This window comes from Staphylococcus sp. GDB20D11A (assembly GCF_016893255.1).
Taxonomy (GTDB): Bacteria; Bacillota; Bacilli; order Staphylococcales; family Staphylococcaceae; genus Staphylococcus; species Staphylococcus aureus.
On the sequence record NZ_JAFEPJ010000002.1, the window covers coordinates 174,111 to 190,799 of the forward strand.

19 protein-coding genes are annotated in these 16,689 nt (G+C 31.0%); 1 reads left to right on the top strand and 18 read right to left on the bottom strand.

What is annotated here, in order from left to right:
* Nucleotides 1-23 precede the first annotated feature (23 nt).
* From JV528_RS01795 to JV528_RS01850, 12 genes are all read right to left on the bottom strand, one after another.
* On the bottom strand, nucleotides 24-2,225 hold the full coding sequence (locus JV528_RS01795) for a DNA internalization-related competence protein ComEC/Rec2 (protein ID WP_204177153.1): 2,202 nt from the start codon (nucleotides 2,223-2,225) through the stop codon (nucleotides 24-26).
* A gap of 4 nt (nucleotides 2,226-2,229) precedes the next feature.
* The gene (locus JV528_RS01800; protein WP_000439693.1) at nucleotides 2,230-2,691 is read right to left on the bottom strand and encodes a ComE operon protein 2; all 462 of its coding nucleotides are present in this window, start codon (nucleotides 2,689-2,691) and stop codon (nucleotides 2,230-2,232) included.
* A gap of 91 nt (nucleotides 2,692-2,782) precedes the next feature.
* Nucleotides 2,783-3,469 carry a ComEA family DNA-binding protein gene (locus tag JV528_RS01805; RefSeq protein ID WP_078370367.1) on the bottom strand — a complete coding sequence of 229 codons (687 nt, stop codon included), beginning with the start codon at nucleotides 3,467-3,469 and terminating at the stop codon, nucleotides 2,783-2,785.
* 39 nt (nucleotides 3,470-3,508) lie between these two features.
* Nucleotides 3,509-4,225, bottom strand: a complete 717-nt coding sequence (locus JV528_RS01810; RefSeq protein WP_000084829.1) for a class I SAM-dependent DNA methyltransferase — start codon at nucleotides 4,223-4,225, stop codon at nucleotides 3,509-3,511.
* Between the two features lie 2 nt (nucleotides 4,226-4,227).
* Entirely contained in the window at nucleotides 4,228-4,581 is a 354-nt protein-coding gene (gene rsfS, locus JV528_RS01815) for a ribosome silencing factor (RefSeq protein WP_001088020.1), read from the bottom strand.
* Nucleotides 4,582-5,166, bottom strand: a complete 585-nt coding sequence (yqeK, locus tag JV528_RS01820; RefSeq protein WP_001019324.1) for a bis(5'-nucleosyl)-tetraphosphatase (symmetrical) YqeK — start codon at nucleotides 5,164-5,166, stop codon at nucleotides 4,582-4,584. It abuts the gene before it with no gap.
* Nucleotides 5,156-5,725: a nicotinate-nucleotide adenylyltransferase gene (locus tag JV528_RS01825; RefSeq protein WP_204177154.1), complete on the bottom strand. Its 570-nt coding sequence runs from the start codon at nucleotides 5,723-5,725 to the stop codon at nucleotides 5,156-5,158. Before JV528_RS01825 ends, yqeK begins: the two co-directional genes overlap by 11 nt.
* A gap of 2 nt (nucleotides 5,726-5,727) precedes the next feature.
* Nucleotides 5,728-6,018 carry a ribosome assembly RNA-binding protein YhbY gene (gene yhbY / locus JV528_RS01830; RefSeq protein ID WP_000955234.1) on the bottom strand — a complete coding sequence of 97 codons (291 nt, stop codon included), beginning with the start codon at nucleotides 6,016-6,018 and terminating at the stop codon, nucleotides 5,728-5,730.
* Between the two features lie 3 nt (nucleotides 6,019-6,021).
* The gene (gene aroE, locus JV528_RS01835; protein ID WP_000666764.1) at nucleotides 6,022-6,828 is read right to left on the bottom strand and encodes a shikimate dehydrogenase; all 807 of its coding nucleotides are present in this window, start codon (nucleotides 6,826-6,828) and stop codon (nucleotides 6,022-6,024) included.
* A gap of 13 nt (nucleotides 6,829-6,841) precedes the next feature.
* Nucleotides 6,842-7,942 carry a ribosome biogenesis GTPase YqeH gene (yqeH, locus tag JV528_RS01840; protein WP_001280141.1) on the bottom strand — a complete coding sequence of 367 codons (1,101 nt, stop codon included), beginning with the start codon at nucleotides 7,940-7,942 and terminating at the stop codon, nucleotides 6,842-6,844.
* Nucleotides 7,943-8,470: a YqeG family HAD IIIA-type phosphatase gene (locus tag JV528_RS01845; protein ID WP_000524902.1), complete on the bottom strand. Its 528-nt coding sequence runs from the start codon at nucleotides 8,468-8,470 to the stop codon at nucleotides 7,943-7,945.
* 19 nt (nucleotides 8,471-8,489) lie between these two features.
* Complete coding sequence (locus JV528_RS01850) at nucleotides 8,490-9,176, bottom strand: 5'-methylthioadenosine/adenosylhomocysteine nucleosidase (RefSeq protein ID WP_065315712.1); 687 nt, start codon at nucleotides 9,174-9,176, stop codon at nucleotides 8,490-8,492.
* Between the two features lie 311 nt (nucleotides 9,177-9,487).
* Here JV528_RS01850 and JV528_RS01855 point away from each other — a divergent pair, with 311 nt between their 5' ends.
* Nucleotides 9,488-9,757, top strand: a complete 270-nt coding sequence (locus JV528_RS01855) for a hypothetical protein (RefSeq protein WP_000829750.1) — start codon at nucleotides 9,488-9,490, stop codon at nucleotides 9,755-9,757.
* Between the two features lie 201 nt (nucleotides 9,758-9,958).
* Here the strand turns inward: JV528_RS01855 and JV528_RS01860 are convergent, their stop codons facing one another.
* The 6 genes from JV528_RS01860 to JV528_RS01885 form a co-directional block, all read right to left on the bottom strand.
* A complete protein-coding gene (locus tag JV528_RS01860; protein ID WP_014532639.1) occupies nucleotides 9,959-10,711 on the bottom strand; it encodes an exotoxin in 753 nt (250 codons plus the stop codon).
* Between the two features lie 650 nt (nucleotides 10,712-11,361).
* Nucleotides 11,362-12,582 carry a Fic family protein gene (locus tag JV528_RS01865; RefSeq protein ID WP_196931709.1) on the bottom strand — a complete coding sequence of 407 codons (1,221 nt, stop codon included), beginning with the start codon at nucleotides 12,580-12,582 and terminating at the stop codon, nucleotides 11,362-11,364.
* Between the two features lie 288 nt (nucleotides 12,583-12,870).
* Nucleotides 12,871-14,100, bottom strand: coding sequence for an NRAMP family divalent metal transporter (locus JV528_RS01870; protein WP_000533240.1), 1,230 nt, complete (start codon nucleotides 14,098-14,100; stop codon nucleotides 12,871-12,873).
* 11 nt (nucleotides 14,101-14,111) lie between these two features.
* Nucleotides 14,112-14,864 carry a 5-oxoprolinase subunit PxpA gene (gene pxpA, locus JV528_RS01875; RefSeq protein WP_001261801.1) on the bottom strand — a complete coding sequence of 251 codons (753 nt, stop codon included), beginning with the start codon at nucleotides 14,862-14,864 and terminating at the stop codon, nucleotides 14,112-14,114.
* On the bottom strand, nucleotides 14,864-16,225 hold the full coding sequence (locus tag JV528_RS01880; RefSeq protein WP_000942720.1) for an acetyl-CoA carboxylase biotin carboxylase subunit: 1,362 nt from the start codon (nucleotides 16,223-16,225) through the stop codon (nucleotides 14,864-14,866). The genes pxpA and JV528_RS01880 overlap by 1 nt, the downstream gene beginning before the upstream one ends.
* Nucleotides 16,226-16,238: 13 nt before the next feature.
* On the bottom strand, nucleotides 16,239-16,688 hold the full coding sequence (locus JV528_RS01885; RefSeq protein ID WP_001022119.1) for an acetyl-CoA carboxylase biotin carboxyl carrier protein: 450 nt from the start codon (nucleotides 16,686-16,688) through the stop codon (nucleotides 16,239-16,241).
* Between the last annotated feature and the right edge of the window lies 1 nt (nucleotide 16,689).

A 16,689-nucleotide genomic window follows, 5' to 3' on the forward strand; every position in this document is an offset into this window, starting at 1 on the left:
TAGATTATATCATGTTTCTGTATCTATAAACCACTTGCATTTCCATAAGAGTTTGAATCAACTTTTAAATTATCATCTAAGTCAATTGTAACTTGACCGTTTTGTTGACTATTGTAAATGCGACTGCGAATCCTTTGCAATCGTTTAACAACTTCTATGTTAGGAAGATGATACATATTGTTCTTTCCAGAAGAAATCAAACTTATTTTAGGCTTAATCATCTCTATAAATTCTTTAGAACTACTTGTCTTGCTCCCATGATGTCCTACTTTTAAAACATCAATCTCCGGCAAGTTATATTTTTTTAGTAGTAAAGATTCATTATTTTTACTAGCATCGCCCATTAATAAAACTTTTTTATTTTGATATGTAATCATAGTAATAATCGAATATTCATTTTTATCTCGGCTATTTGGAATAAAACTATCAAAAAATAGAAAACTACTATCTCCAAGTTTAAAACTACTAACTTGTCTTACATCCATAAGTTTAATGTTATACTTATGGCTTAATTTCGATAATAACATCAATGTATTACTACTATATCCCTTATTGTATATCACTATATGTTTAATTTTAATATGACTAATAATATATTCCACTTCACCAATATGGTCATTGTGTGGATGTGTTAAAATTAGATACTCTAGTTCATTTATCCCTCTTTCATTTAGCGTTGGTAAAATATGATATTTAGAAATTGAATAACTAGGTTGTTTAGTATCATCAATCACTTTCCCACCTGTATCAATCAAGACATTTTGGTTCTTACCACCTTCATATAAAATACTGTCTCCCTGCCCCACATTTAACATTGTAATTTTGTGATGTGAATTTGTTGGAAACGTTATTAATAATGTCAGAATAATTATAGTCCAAAACGTAACCAATATATATTTACGTTTAGCCAATAACCAAAATATGTAATAAACAGAAATTATAAATATTATAAATATCCAATCATTAAACTTGGGAACAGAAAAATGTGATTGCTTGATTCTTATGAATAGGTCTAGTAACCAGTCATGAAAATTAAAACTTAGGTCAACCAAGTAATTTAGCGGCGTTAATCCCACAATAAAATGACTTGTAATAAAGAATAAAATAGATAGCGAAAACAATATAAACGAATAGTACGGTACAAAAATCAAATTAGATAAAAATCCCACCCATTGAATTTGATGAAAGTTTGGAATGGCAACGATAAATGAAGCTAATTGTGCAATAAACGTAATTATGAATAATGATTGTAACTTTGACAATTGCTGTAAAAAAGGAAAAAGTAGCATAATAAAAAATGAAATGATGAATGAAAATTGAAATCCAATATCATAAACAACTAGTGGATTTAAAATAAACATAATTATAAATGCAAATGCTAATAGATGAATACCCTTTATTTTAATTTGCTTAGTAATAAGCAGTACAAGAGTTGTCATTATTATAGCTCTTACAGCACTAGGTGCATAATTTGTATATTGAGCAAATAAAGCTAATACAATGATTGTAATTCCTTTAATGACAAATAAAGGTAAATTTAATCGTTTTAAAGGTTGGTAAATTAAGAATACAATTGCAGCTATATGCGAGCCACTAACTGCCAGCAAATGATATATACCTATCTCTTTAACACGTTCCTTAAATTGCTCATTAATTTCTTTTACGTCACCAGTAATCAATGCCATAATACGATCCGGAAACTTAATACCCGAATCATAAATTCGATTCATTATAAACTGTTTATGTTTCTCAATTAAATTAGACCGGTTCGATTCTAGGCAGCTTTGTACAACTATACTCTGTAATTTAAGAGTTACAAACTTATTGTCATTAACTTTGAATTGTCCTTTAACAATACAATTACGACTTTCAATTTTCTTTAAATCAAAATTCTTTTTATTTGTTAAAAAGAAAGGATATATTTCATTTTTTAAACTCAACCTACCTTTATATGTGTCACTACCTTGACGTTGAATTTGGATTACTTGAGCACGCTCATTAAACTGAGAATTACGTTCAATATAATTGATATAATTAAATATTGCTTGTTGTGAATAATGTAAATACCATGAGGAGAAAATGATTAAAAAGAGAGAAATAGGGGCATAAACGATTTTATTTTTACGATAAGCAATATACAAAAGTAAAATGAAAAGAAATGTAGAGAGCACTTTGCTAGAATTCCAAAGCACTCCTACAATCATTGATAATGCGACATACAGCAAAACATTAACCTTTAGTCAGATATTTAGCAACATATTCTGGTGAAAATGGAATTTTTTTAAATTCAATACCAGATTGTTTGAGTAATTTAGTTGCATATTCATGGTTATGATAATCTTCTGCATAGTAGATACGCTTTATACCTGCTTGAATAATTGACTTTGTACAATTTAGGCATGGAAAATGAGTAACATAGATTGTTGCACCTTCAGTAGATACACCTTGTTTTGCACATTGTAATAAAGCATTCATTTCTGCATGTATCGTTCTGATACAATGTCCATCTTCAATTAAACATCCTTCATCTATACAATGCACCTCGCCAGCTACAGAGCCATTATAACCACCAGCAATAATACGATTATCCTTAACAATCGTTGCACCTACAGATAATCTTTGACAAGTTGAACGTAATGCTAGCAAATGACTTTGTGCCATAAAATATTCTTCCCATTTGATTCTTTCCAAGATGTTCACCTTCCATACTTAAAATTTAGTAACATTTTCTAATAATATAAGATTAATCACAAAAAATAAAATTTGCAATTAAAATAATCCATTATGTCGTGAAATAAGATTTCAGTTTATCAAAAGTTTTACTTCCAAAACCTTTTACTTTTTTCAAATCGTCAATTTCTTGAAATGCACCTTGTTGGTTGCGATATTCAACAATTGCATTAGCTTTAGCTTGCCCAACTCCAGGAACAGACATCAATTCTGATACAGATGCCGTATTTAAATTTACTTTAGTATTATTTGTGTTCCCATTTTTTACGTGCACACTGTTTACTCCAATTTGTGGTTCAACATTCTTTTGTCCTTTATGAGGAATGAAAATCATTTTTTGATCTGTTAATTTTTCAGACAAATTAATTTGACTTACATCTGCATCATCCAATAATTGTGCTTTATCAAGTAAATCAACTACTCTATCCTTAGATGTCATTTTATAAACATTAGGATGTTTAACAGCACCTTTTACATCGACATATACAGGACCTTTATTTTTGGAATTATCTCCATCTTTGACCTGGACATCTTCTAATTTGGACAAACTACTAATTTCACTAGTGCTTTGTTTCAGAGCAGTATCTTTATTTTCAAAATTTCTTGTAGTATAATCATCTTGTCTCCAGAATATAAAACCAATTAATACCATAATTAAAACAACAGCACTTATAATATATAACTTGCATTGAGTTAAAAAATCTTTATAGCGTAATAAAAATTGATACAATAAAACCACTCCTCAACTTTATACACGTCTGAGCGAGTGGTTTTACTTTTATTTTTTCGCAATGAAAAACAATCTTTCTGCATCTTCATTATGTTCATCTATATTAAAATCAGTAAATGTTTCAACATGTTTAAAACCAACTTGAGCTAACCAAGACAAATATGTCTTTTCATCAAATGTTCTCTGAAAATGAGACTCATCAAATCTTGAATATGTTTCATCTTCATGTCGAATGAAAAATGTCATATCATGATAAACACTTAAAGGTAAATCTCCTTGCACAGCATCCCATGCTAAAAAAATGTCCCCTTTATCATCAATATAACTTTGATTATTAAACAAAGTCATCATTTTATAAACAGTATGTACATCAAAAATAAATACACCTGAATCAGTCAGATGATGATAAACATTGATGAATGTTTCAATAACTGCAGTTTCATCTTGCAAATAATTTAGAGAGTCACAAAAAATAGTGATGATATCAAATTGTTGTTGCAAATCAAAAGATGTCATATCTCCTTCAAGCCAATTTACATTTGCTGATTTTTGAGCTGCAACAGTCAACATATCAACACTTAAATCCATACCAGTAACATTACCTAAAGCTTCTAGTTGAACTGTTAAACTACCAGTACCGCAACCAATATCTAAAATATTTGATTCATCTTTGCAGTGATTTTTTACAATTTCAAACCATTTTTCATATGGTTGATCTTGAGTCAATTGATCGTACACTAGGCTCATTTCTGCATATTGCGACATAATTAATACGCAACCTGACCATATGATTCTAATGGTGCATCTTGATATAACTTTTCAATATTATAATAATTTCTTTCGTCTTTATGGAAAACATGTACCACAACATCAGCTAAGTCAATTAATATCCAACGCGCTTCATTGTATCCTTCCATACGTTTTACTTCTATATTTTGTTCATTGGCTACTTCTTTCACCGCTCTAGCAATCGCTTGAACTTGTCTTTCATTATTTCCGTGCGTTACAACAAAATAATCTGTCATATCGCTGATACCTTTCATTTCTAAAGAAATCGTATCTTCGCCTTTTTTATTGTCAATTGCATCCACAGCAATTGCTAATAATTCTTGTGAATTCATTTAATCATCCTTTATTCTTTCGTCACTATAGTTATAATAATTTAAACAGTCAATCGTCTTATTATATACCGTAATATCTTTCTGTATTAAAAATAGTACTGTGCGTTTAGAAATTTCATAAATTGTCTTATCTAAACTACCTTGATTGTATGCCATATCTCGAATATCATCAACTCCTGGGATTGTTCTTCCAGGTTCGATGTAATCTGCAATAAAAATCAGTTTTTCAGTTTTTGTCATTTGTTGACGTCCAGTAGTATGATATTTGATAGCCATTAATACTTCCTCATCATTGATACCATATTCATGTTCCATGATTGCTGCACACACAGGACCATGCAATATTTCACTACCATAACTCAGTAGATCATTACCTAATTCGTATTGTCGAACAATTTGATACATTTTACCTAAATCATCATATTTACAGAAATCATGTAATACACCTGCTAATTCTACTTTACTAGTGTCTCCATCATAAATTTCTGCTAATTTAATCGCTGTTTCTGCAACTCTTAAAGAATGATTATAACGTTTCTCTGGCAGTTTCTCTTTTGCAAGCCGTTTTGCTTTTTCAATGTTCATATAATCCTTCCCCCTTAATATAGTTTTCAACGGATTTAGGAACAAGAACTTGGATAGATTTCCCTTCACTAACTCTTTGTCGAATCATTGTCGAACTTATATCTACCCTAGGTATCTGAATTGCAATCATAGCATTATTAACATTTTGACTATTTTTGTCTCGATTTACAACTACAAAAGTAACCATTTCTTTTAAGCATTCAATTTGATACCATTTCTCTAGTTGGTTATACTGATCTGTCCCAATAACAAAGTACAACTCACTGTCTTTGTGTTGCTCCTTGAATGCCTTGATTGTGTCATAGGTATAACTTTGACCACCACGTTTAATTTCATCGTCGCAAATATCTCCAAAACCAAGCTCGTCGATAATCATCTGTATCATTGTTAATCTGTGCTGAACGTCTATAAAATCATGGTGCTTTTTCAATGGAGACATAAAACTAGGTAAAAAATAAAATTCATCCGGCTGTAATTCATGAAATACTTCGCTAGCTACTATCATATGTGCAGTATGGATAGGGTTAAACTGACCGCCGTAAAGTACTATCTTTTTCATTATTATGGCAATTCAATTTCTTTATTATCTTTAGATTCTCTATAAATCACTATCATAGATCCAATCACTTGCACTAATTCACTACGCGTAGCTTCGCTTAATGTTTCAGCTAATTCTTTTTTATCATCAAAGTTATTTTGTAGTACATGTACTTTAATCAATTCTCTGTTTTCTAACGTATCATCTATTTGTTTAATCATGTTTTCGTTGATACCGCCTTTTCCAATTTGAAAAATCGGATCAATATTGTGTGCTAAACTTCTTAAGTATCTTTTTTGTTTGCCAGTAAGCATATGTTATTCTCCTTTTAATTGTTGTAAAACTGCTGTTTTCATAGAATTAATATCAGCATCTTTATTAGTCCAAATTTTAAAGCTTTCCGCACCTTGGTAAACAAACATATCTAAGCCATTATAAATATGGTTTCCCTTGCGCTCTGCTTCCTCTAAAATAGGTGTTTTATACGGTATATAAATAATGTCACTCATTAAAGTATTGGGAGAAAGATGCTTTAAATTAATAATACTTTCGTTATTTCCAGCCATACCCGCTGGTGTTGTATTAATAACAATATCGAATTCAGCTAAATACTTTTCAGCATCTGCCAATGAAATTTGGTTTATATTTAAATTCCAAGATTCAAAACGAGCCATCGTTCTATTCGCAACAGTTAATTTGGGCTTTACAAATTTTGCTAATTCATAAGCAATACCTTTACTTGCACCACCTGCGCCCAAAATTAAAATATATGCATTTTCTAAATCTGGATAAACACTGTGCAATCCTTTAACATAACCAATACCATCTGTATTATACCCTATCCACTTGCCATCTTTTATCAAAACAGTGTTAACTGCACCTGCATTAATCGCTTGTTCATCAATATGCTCTAAATACGGTATGATACGTTCTTTATAAGGAATTGTGATATTAAAACCGTCTAATTCTTTTTTCGAAATAACTTCTTTAATTAAATGAAAATCTTCAATTGGAATATTTAAAGCTTCATAAGTATCATCTAATCCTAAAGAATTAAAATTTGCTCTATGCATAACGGGCGACAAGGAATGTGAAATAGGATTTCCGATAACTGCAAATTTCATTTTTTAAATCACCTTATAAAATAGAATTTCTTAATACAACATCAACATTTTTAGGAACACGAACGATTACTTTAGCTCCTGGTCCTATAGTTATAAAGCCTAGACCAGAGATCATAACATCGCGTTTCTCTTTGCCTGTTTCAAGTCTAACAGCCTTTACCTCATTAAGATCAAAATTTTGTGGATTTCCAGGTGGCGTTAATAAATCGCCAAGTTGATTACGCCATAAATCATTGGCCTTCTCCGTTTTAGTACGATGTATATTCAAGTCATTAGAAAAGAAACAAACTAACGGACGTTTACCACCTGATACATAATCTATGCGCGCTAGACCGCCGAAGAATAATGTTTGCGCCTCATTTAATTGATATACGCGTTGTTTTATTTCTTTCTTAGGCATAATAATTTTCAATTCTTTTTCACTAACTAAATGCGTCATTTGATGATCTTGAATAATACCTGGTGTATCATACATAAATGATGTTTCATCTAAAGGAATATCTATCATATCTAAAGTTGTTCCAGGGAATCTTGAAGTTGTTACTACATCTTTTTCACCAACACTAGCTTCAATCAGTTTATTAATCAATGTAGATTTCCCAACATTCGTTGTCCCTACAATATACACATCTTCATTTTCTCGAATATTCGCAATTGATGATAATAAGTCGTCTATGCCCCAGCCTTTTTCAGCTGAAATTAATACGACATCGTCAGCTTCCAAACCATATTTTCTTGCTGTTCGTTTTAACCATTCTTTAACTCGACGTTTATTAATTTGTTTCGGTAATAAATCCAATTTATTTGCTGCTAAAATGATTTTTTTGTTTCCGACAATACGTTTAACTGCATTAATAAATGATCCTTCAAAGTCAAATACATCCACAACATTGACGACAATGCCCTTTTTATCCGCAAGTCCTGATAATAATTTTAAAAAGTCTTCACTTTCTAATCCTACATCTTGAACTTCGTTATAATTTTTCAAGCGGAAACAACGTCTGCAAATCACGTCATCACGAAACATATTATGCTCTGGTACAAAACCAGGTTTATTTTTATCTTCAGATTGAAGTGGCGCACCACAACCGATACATTTTAAAATGTCAGACAATCAATTTTCCTCCCATGTGATATAACCTTTTTTACTGAAATGACGTAATAATCGTCTTTCAATTAATCTATTAAACTTAGTAATAAAGCCATCAGTTCGTTTAACTGGAACGACCATAATTGTATATAAACCTCGACGATTACCACCAAATACATCAGTAAGCATTTGGTCACCTATAACAACAGTTTGATCTGGTCTGATATTCATCTTAGTTATTGCTTTATCAAACGCTTTCCCCATTGGCTTTCTCGCTTTAAAAATAAAATCGATGTCTAAATGCTGACTAAAACTAGCAACACGAGACTCATTATTATTAGACACGATTGTAATAGTGATTCCTTTTTCATTAGCTTCCTTAAACCATGCTTTAACACGTTCTGTAGGTTCTTTAACATCCCAACCTACTAGCGTATTATCTAAATCTGTAATAATACCTTTAACGCCTTTGTCCACTAACTTGTCTAAATCAATTTGAAATATTGATTGAACATATGAATTCGGCATAAAAAACTTGCGAACTAAACCCATTTAACTCACCTTTACCTTTTTATAATTGAGACACTAATGCTTCAACAGTTTGACTTGAAGATACAGCTGCTTTTTCTAAAAATGCTTCGAAGCTCATTTCCGCTTCTCCATTTGCTAAGTCTGAAACTGCACGAACTACAACAAATGGTACATTAAATTGATAACATGTTTGTGCAATTGCAGTTGCTTCCATTTCAACCGCCATCGCATTTGGAAATGCTTTTTTAATTTTTTGGCGTTGTTCAACACTACCGATAAAGCTATCACCACTTACAATTAAGCCTACTTTAGCTGTTAATTGTTGTTGTTGTACAACTTGAGATACTTTTTCTATTAAAGGTTTACTTGATTGAAATGCTACCGGCATCTGTGGTATTTGTCCATATTCATAACCAAATGCTGTTGCATCCGCATCATGATATTTTACATCATCACTTATAAGAACGTCACCTACATTTAAACTTTCATCTAAAGCTCCAGCAGAACCTGTATTAATAATGATGTCCGGTTTAAACTTATTAATTAATAATGTCGTAGAAATTGCAGCATTAACTTTTCCAATGCCGCTTTGGGTAATCACTACTTCTCTATCTTTTAAAATGCCAGTATAAAATTTAACATGTGCAACTGAAATTTCGCTTAATTGTGTTAATTTATTTTTTAATATTTTTACTTCTTCTTCCATGGCACCAATTATACCAATCATCCTTTGATTCACCTCTTTTAAAAAATCCTAGCATTTGTTATTTTATCACATTTTAATCACTACAACGACAAGTATCATGATTTTCATTACTGTATAAAACTTTTGCTTTATTTTTATAAAAACATTCACAATAACTTGGTATCATAAATAATTATTTTTGAACTCATAACAGTGAAATCGATGCTTCTAATTTGTCTATTTTTCAAAACTAATCATATCAATTACATCAGCCAATCGTGTCAAGAAACTTTATTAAATAACAGGAAAATGATATGTTTAAAATAATAATGATGAAATAAGAGGATTTTACAATGGCTGAAAATAATCAAAATAGTCTCGTAACAAAGATAGCTACATACGGCAGTTTTATTGCAATTGCGTCGTTTGTCATTTTATTTATAAGTATATTTTTAAAGTTTTCATTTAATATCGAGTTTACAGCAACAATTATGAACATATGTCGCTACACTCTAATTCTAGGATTTATACTTATGTCCTTACCTGATGTTGTTGATAAAAACATCAAGAAAATTATATTCGATGCATTTATTATCATCGTCTTTATCTTCTTTTTACTATAGTAGTTTTATTTTGTAATTATACAGTTAATCATATTTGTTTCGTATCGAATTCCTGTGTGCATTAAAGATTATTCTAATAGAAAACAGCAGTAAGACTTTTCTGAGTGGTAGCATCCTTACTGCTGTTTTTATTTGTAACAATATAATGACAGGTACTTTATATTTCACTGTCAAAGATCATTAATGATTAACTCACTTAAATTATGATTTGAATAAATAGATATCTAAATGCAATTTGTCACTATTGATAGTTTTATTATCAGCATACATTTTTAATACCTCATGACCATACTCACCATTTAAATTATAAAAATCATATTCTACATTTTTTTCATCATCATTATGATATTTAACATACCCTTTAACAATGTCGCCACCTTTTTCGTACAACTTATACTTCTCACTCAAATAATTTCTTAATTGAACATCTAATTCTTGAATGGTAACAATTTTCTTTTTCGTTTTTACTGCAGTTAGTTCTATTTCTGTTTGATGTCCGTCAATCCATAAATTACAAGGTATATTCTTATAATCATCGTACTTATTATTGTCACTTAAAGTAACCCCTCCATAACTACATTGCGTTTTATTGGTTTCTCCCCCATGACATTCATAGCTATAGCTTCCAGCATATATATCGATATTCTTATTTATAAATTCATTGGAAAGTGCCTCATTTTCGAATTCAACTTTAAAATCCTTTTTCGAAGCATCATTTAAGAACATGTCATGAAATAACAAATCATGAGTCAACAGTCTATCGTTTGTTTTTTTATTTTCAAGCTGAGTTGGATTGATGAATGACATCTTAGCATTACTTAGACGCTTTGAATTAAGTTTACTTTTATGATGTAAGTCTGAATATTCGATTGCACTTGCTGAATTTGTCAAAATTCCTTCTAACAATAATATTAAAATAAATCCTGTTAAATATTTAACTTCAAACTCCCCCAAAATCAATTATTAATTTACATTTGAGAGCGAGACATAAATGATAAACAGGCTAGGAAAGAAATCAATGTTCTATGCTCTACGAAGTTATATTGGCAGTAGTTGACTGAACGAAAATGCACTTGTAACAAGCTTTTTTCAATTCTAGTCAGGGGCCCCAACACAGAGAATTTCGAAAAGAAATTCTACAGGCAATGCAAGTTGGGGCGGGGCCCCAACATAGAAGCTGGCGGAAAGTCAGCTTACAATAATGTGCAAGTTGGGTGGGACGACGAAATAAATTTTGCGAAAATATCATTTCTGTCCCACTCCCTAGAGCCTACAATTTTGATTTATGTATCACACTCATAATACTTTTCAATTTGAAATACCCTGTTCGCAATTATTAGTTGAGTTATATCAACCAATACAGTGTAAACTTAAAAATTCCAAACCGTTTAACAGTATATCAGAAAAAATGATAATTATTTCAATTATTTTTATTAAATTTCATAATAATTCATATAATATTCGCATTAAAACATCACAATACTGATACACAACAAAAAGAGCAGTACATTTGTCATGCACCACTCTCTTAAAATATATTTTTTCAATGAAGCAATTACGCAATCTTACAAATACTATAAGTATAGCTGAATCACATATTACATTTATTTTATAATCGAATTTAGAAATTCATCACTTATCTCATAAATTGTTGGTCTACTTTTAATTTTAACTAAGTAGTTACCAAATTTTTTAATTGTATTATTAATTTTTACTCTTCCTACTCCCAATATGTTTTCTAAATCAATTAATGTTAATCTATTTCTTTTATTTCCAAACAATTTATCCATTGAAAGGAGATACAAAAATTCATAATCTATCTGTTTATAATGACTAGTTAAATAAAGCGTTAATTTTTCAGTCGCATCCATTTTTGGTATTAACTCATCAAGTATTCTTTCTTGTCCTGCTATCAATAACTCAAGCATTGTGTCAATAAATTCCGTCAAATCACCACAATTCAAATGATTTGAAGCAGTCATAAACGCCTTGTAATATTTCGATTTATTTCTATTTATGACATATGAAAATGTCAAAGCAGTATAATTATCATAATAATCACTCAAGAGCTTGGCAATTATAAATCTTCCAACTCTACCATTGCCATCATAAAAAGGATGTATATATTCAAACAGATAATGACTAGCCATGATTTTGAACGGCTGAGGCGCATCAAAATATTTTAAAAATGTTAGCATTTCACCTATATATTCAACAATTTTGGTTTCAGGTTGTAACCCAACATGTATATATTTATTCGTTGACCCATCATGCACACCGACAAAATTTTTACGAAATAGCTCTCCATCTAACTTATCTTGTTCGTTAATTTCATTTAAAACTAATTTATCGTAAATCGCTCTAATGTCTCTTACATTATCAACTTTAATTTTTTTATTAAGTTCTATCTTTTTATATTGATCCACGAGGCCTCTGAACTTAAGAAATTCTGATGCTTGGTTATTTAACGCATGTGCAATCTCTTGTTTAGTACTAAATACATTTTCAATTTCATTAGTACTTTGTAATTCATCGATTAATAAATCATTAAAATATTGTTCTCTAGCTGCATAAGGTAAAGAATTAAGTGCTCTATCAATTTTTCTACTATTAATTGATATTAATTCTTGTTTTTTTGATAGATTTTTAGTCACCATAAAGAATAGAGGATATTCCACATCATTAACTTTTTTTCCATTTTCCATAGGTATGATATTAATATTAGTATTGAAAGAAGCTAAAGAATTAAATCTTTTAATATACTCTTCCTTCATTTTACTTTCATTGTGTTCATGAAAAATACTTTTTAAAGTTCTGTAACCCATTTGCAGCCTCCTCTACTCATTTAAAATGTATTTTTAGCTCAATAAATCCATTTTTATTAGATTAGCTAAATATTATCACTTTTTTTCTTTAAAAACTATATAAATATCTATTTTCTCAATCAATAGAAAAAGATTTTTCATCATAACAAAAAGAGCAGTATACTTGTCATGCACCACTCTCTCTTAAAATATATCTAATTATGCTTTATAAATGAATCACAGGAAATCAAAATACATCTTGCCTAATACTAACAACATTTAAAGTGATGCTATTAGTCGAAATGTCTTTTAAAATAACTGAAGTACTTCTTTGAATGAGAATATACCTGTCAATATTGTAACAAGTACTGCAACGATACCAAAGATGAACATCCAATTTGGGTGTTTATAATCACCGACAATTGATTTCTTTTTACTTGCAATCAAAATTGCACCTAACGTAATAGGTAAAATCCATCCATTTATCGCGCCTGCTATAATTAAAAGGCTGATTGGTTTTCCAATAAATAAAAAAATCATTGTTGAAATAACGATAAACACAATGACAATTAAATTACTTCTTTTGTTAAGTGATTTATGAAGTGTTTTTAAAAATGTTGCGCTTGTGTATGCTGAGCCAATTACTGATGACATAGCTGCAGCAAATAACACAATACCAAAAATATTCTTTCCAATTGGTCCAATTGCGTGTTCAAAAACTGAAGCTGGTGGATTTTCAGAACTTAGTGTCACACCTGTTACAACAACTCCTAATACCGCTAGGAATAGTAACGTTCTCATAATACCTGTAGTTAAAATACCTGCAATTGCTGATTGATTTACAAATGGTAAATATTGCTTACCTTTAATGCCAGAGTCTAATATACGATGTGCACCTGCAAAGGTAATATAACCACCTACAGTTCCACCAACTAACGTAATGATTGGCAAGACTAATTTCATTGGATGTTCTGGCGCAAATGTATGCACAAAAGCATCACCATAAGGTGGATTAGAAACAAACATCACATATGCCACAACTAAAATCATCACAATACCAAGAATCATTGAAACAACGTCCATAATTTTTTGGCCACTTTTACTTACAAAGATTAATATTGCAAAGATTGCAGTAATAGCTGCGCCCCATTTTACATCTAATCCAAAAATTGCATTTAAACCTAAACCGGCACCAGCAATATTACCAATATTAAAAGCTAGACCACCAAATGCAATCAATATTGAGATAACAGTACCAAGCCCAGGAACAACTTTATTTGATATTTCTTGACCTCTTAAACCAGTTACAACTAATATGCGCCATATATTAATTTGTGCACCAATGTCAATGATGATAGACAGTAATATGGCAAATGCGAAACTTGCAAAAAATTGTGATGTAAATACTGCTGTTTGCGTTAAAAATGCTGGCCCAATTGCAGAAGTTGCCATCAAAAATACAGAACCTAATAATAACCTTTTATGATTTTTTGTGAATTCAAAGTCACTTTCTTTTTTAAGCTTTAAATTTCTCCCCATTTTTTAGCCCCCTATAAGGATTGAATATCAATGCCTTCTTTCATTAAAATTTCTCTAATTTTCGAAACAAATAATAATGCATGTTCTCCATCACCATGCACACAAATTGTATCTGCTTGTAACGTTACTTCCTTATTGTTTTTTGAAATAACTTTATTTTCCTTCACCATCTTCAAAACCTGCTTAAGTGCTTCGTCAGTTTCAGTAATCACAGCATCACTTTCTTTTCTACTAACGAGCTGCCCATCATCTTCGTATCGTCTATCAGCAAACACTTCAGAAGCTGTAATTAATCCGACATTCTTTGCTTCTGAAATTAGATATGAATTTGCTAATCCTACTAGCACTAATGATGGATCAAAGTCATAAACAGCTTGTGCTATAACACTTGCTATTTCTCTATCTTTTGCACCCATCTGATACAATGCACCATGCGGTTTAACATGATTAATTTTAACTTGATGAATGCGACAAAACCCTTGTAATGCACCTAATTGATAAATCATCAAATTATAAATCTCCTCATTAGAGATATCTATATTCCGTCTGCCAAAGCCTTTCAAATCAGGTAAACCAGGATGTGCACCTACTGCAACATTATGTGCTTTGGCAAGTTTTACCGTTTCATTCATTACATTTTCATCACCAGCGTGAAAACCACAAGCAACATTCGCACTTGTAATTAACGGAATAATTTGATGATCACCACCAAAGGAATAATTTCCAAATGCTTCTCCTAAATCACAATTCAAATCAACTCGCATTATAATTCCACCCCTTTAACAATTTGATGTTTTTCTAAAAATTTAATATCAACATCTTTTGCATCTCCATCACGATATAGTGGATAATTTAAAACTGCATATAAAAAATCGGCAGTTGTAGAAAATCCATCTATCACCATTTCATCTAAGGTGGCTTTCAATTTATCAATTGCTGAAGCTCTATCATGAGATTTTACAATTACTTTAGCTACTAAAGAATCATAATATGGTGAAACTTGATAACCGTGATATAGTAAAGAATCGACTCGCACATTAAAGCCTTGTGGTAAATGTAACGCTGTCACTTTACCAGGTGTTGGTTGAAATTTCTTTTCAGGATTTTCGGCATTTATTCTCGCTTCTATCACATGACCATTAAATTGAATATCGCTTTGTGAAAAAGGTAAATGATTATGTTCCAATAAATACAATTGTGCTGCAACCAAATCACGTTCTGCTCGCATCTCTGTAACAGTATGTTCAACTTGAATTCGAGCATTCATTTCAATAAAGTAATGTGCGGTATCAGTTACTAAAAATTCAATCGTACCTGCACTTCTATAATTTGCTGCACGTGCAACTTTAACAGCATCGTTACATATTTGTTGTCGTCTTTCTTCAGTTAATGCTGCACAAGGAGATTCTTCGATTAATTTTTGATTTTTACGTTGTACAGAACAATCACGTTCCCCTAAATGTACATAATTATCCTGCCCATCCCCCATAACTTGAACTTCAACATGTTTTGCAACAGGTATAAAAGCCTCAACATAAACACGATCATCATCAAAGTATTTTTTTCCTTCACTTTTAGCTTCTTTAAATGCCTTTTCTAAATCTTCAGCTTTCTTTACAATACGTATACCTTTACCACCACCGCCACTGGCAGCTTTGATAACAACTGGATAACCGATGTCTTTGGCAAGCTTCTCAATTTCAGACACATGATTCACAGCACCATTTGATCCTGGAATCACAGGAACACCTGCATGATGAACTGTTTGTCTTGCTGTTATTTTATCCCCCATCATTTCCATCGTTTTTTTAGTAGGCCCTATAAACGCTATGCCTTGTTCCTCAACGGTTTGAGCAAATTTTGTTGATTCTGATAAAAAGCCATAACCTGGGTGAATTGCATTAGCACCAGTGATTTGTGCAGCAGATATGATGCGGTCAATATTTAAATAACTATCTAAAGCATTAGCTTCCCCAATACATATAGCTTGATCTGCTAAATGTACATGCAAGCTTTGCTCGTCCCCTTTTGCAAAAACTGCTACAGTTTCAATCCCATATTCTCTGCAAGCTCTTATAATCCTTACAGCAATTTCACCTCTGTTCGCAATTAAACAACGAAGCATTTACTTACCCCCTTTACTTAATACGTACCAAAACTTGGTCGTATTCAACATTTGTGCCATGATCAGCTACTATTTCAGTAATTTCTCCAGCAACATCTGTTGTTACCTCGTTTAATACTTTCATCGCTTCAACATATCCTATAATATCTCCCTTGTTAACTTTGTCACCGACTTTCACAATTGGTTCAGTTAATTCTTTACTGTCTTGTAAAAAGAATGTACCTACCATTGGTGATTTAATGTCATGATAATCATTTGTCGAAACATCGGAGTTATCATTCGCTTTTGAAGCTGTCAAATCATTATTGTTCATACTTTGATTTGATTGATTACTGTGTGCAGCCAAATGATTCGAGTCAGTGAAGTCAATTTCTATTTCATCTTCAAAATTTTTATATTTAAATTTCTTAACATCATTTTCCTTCACTAATTTGATTATTTGTTCGATTTTTTTAATATTCATT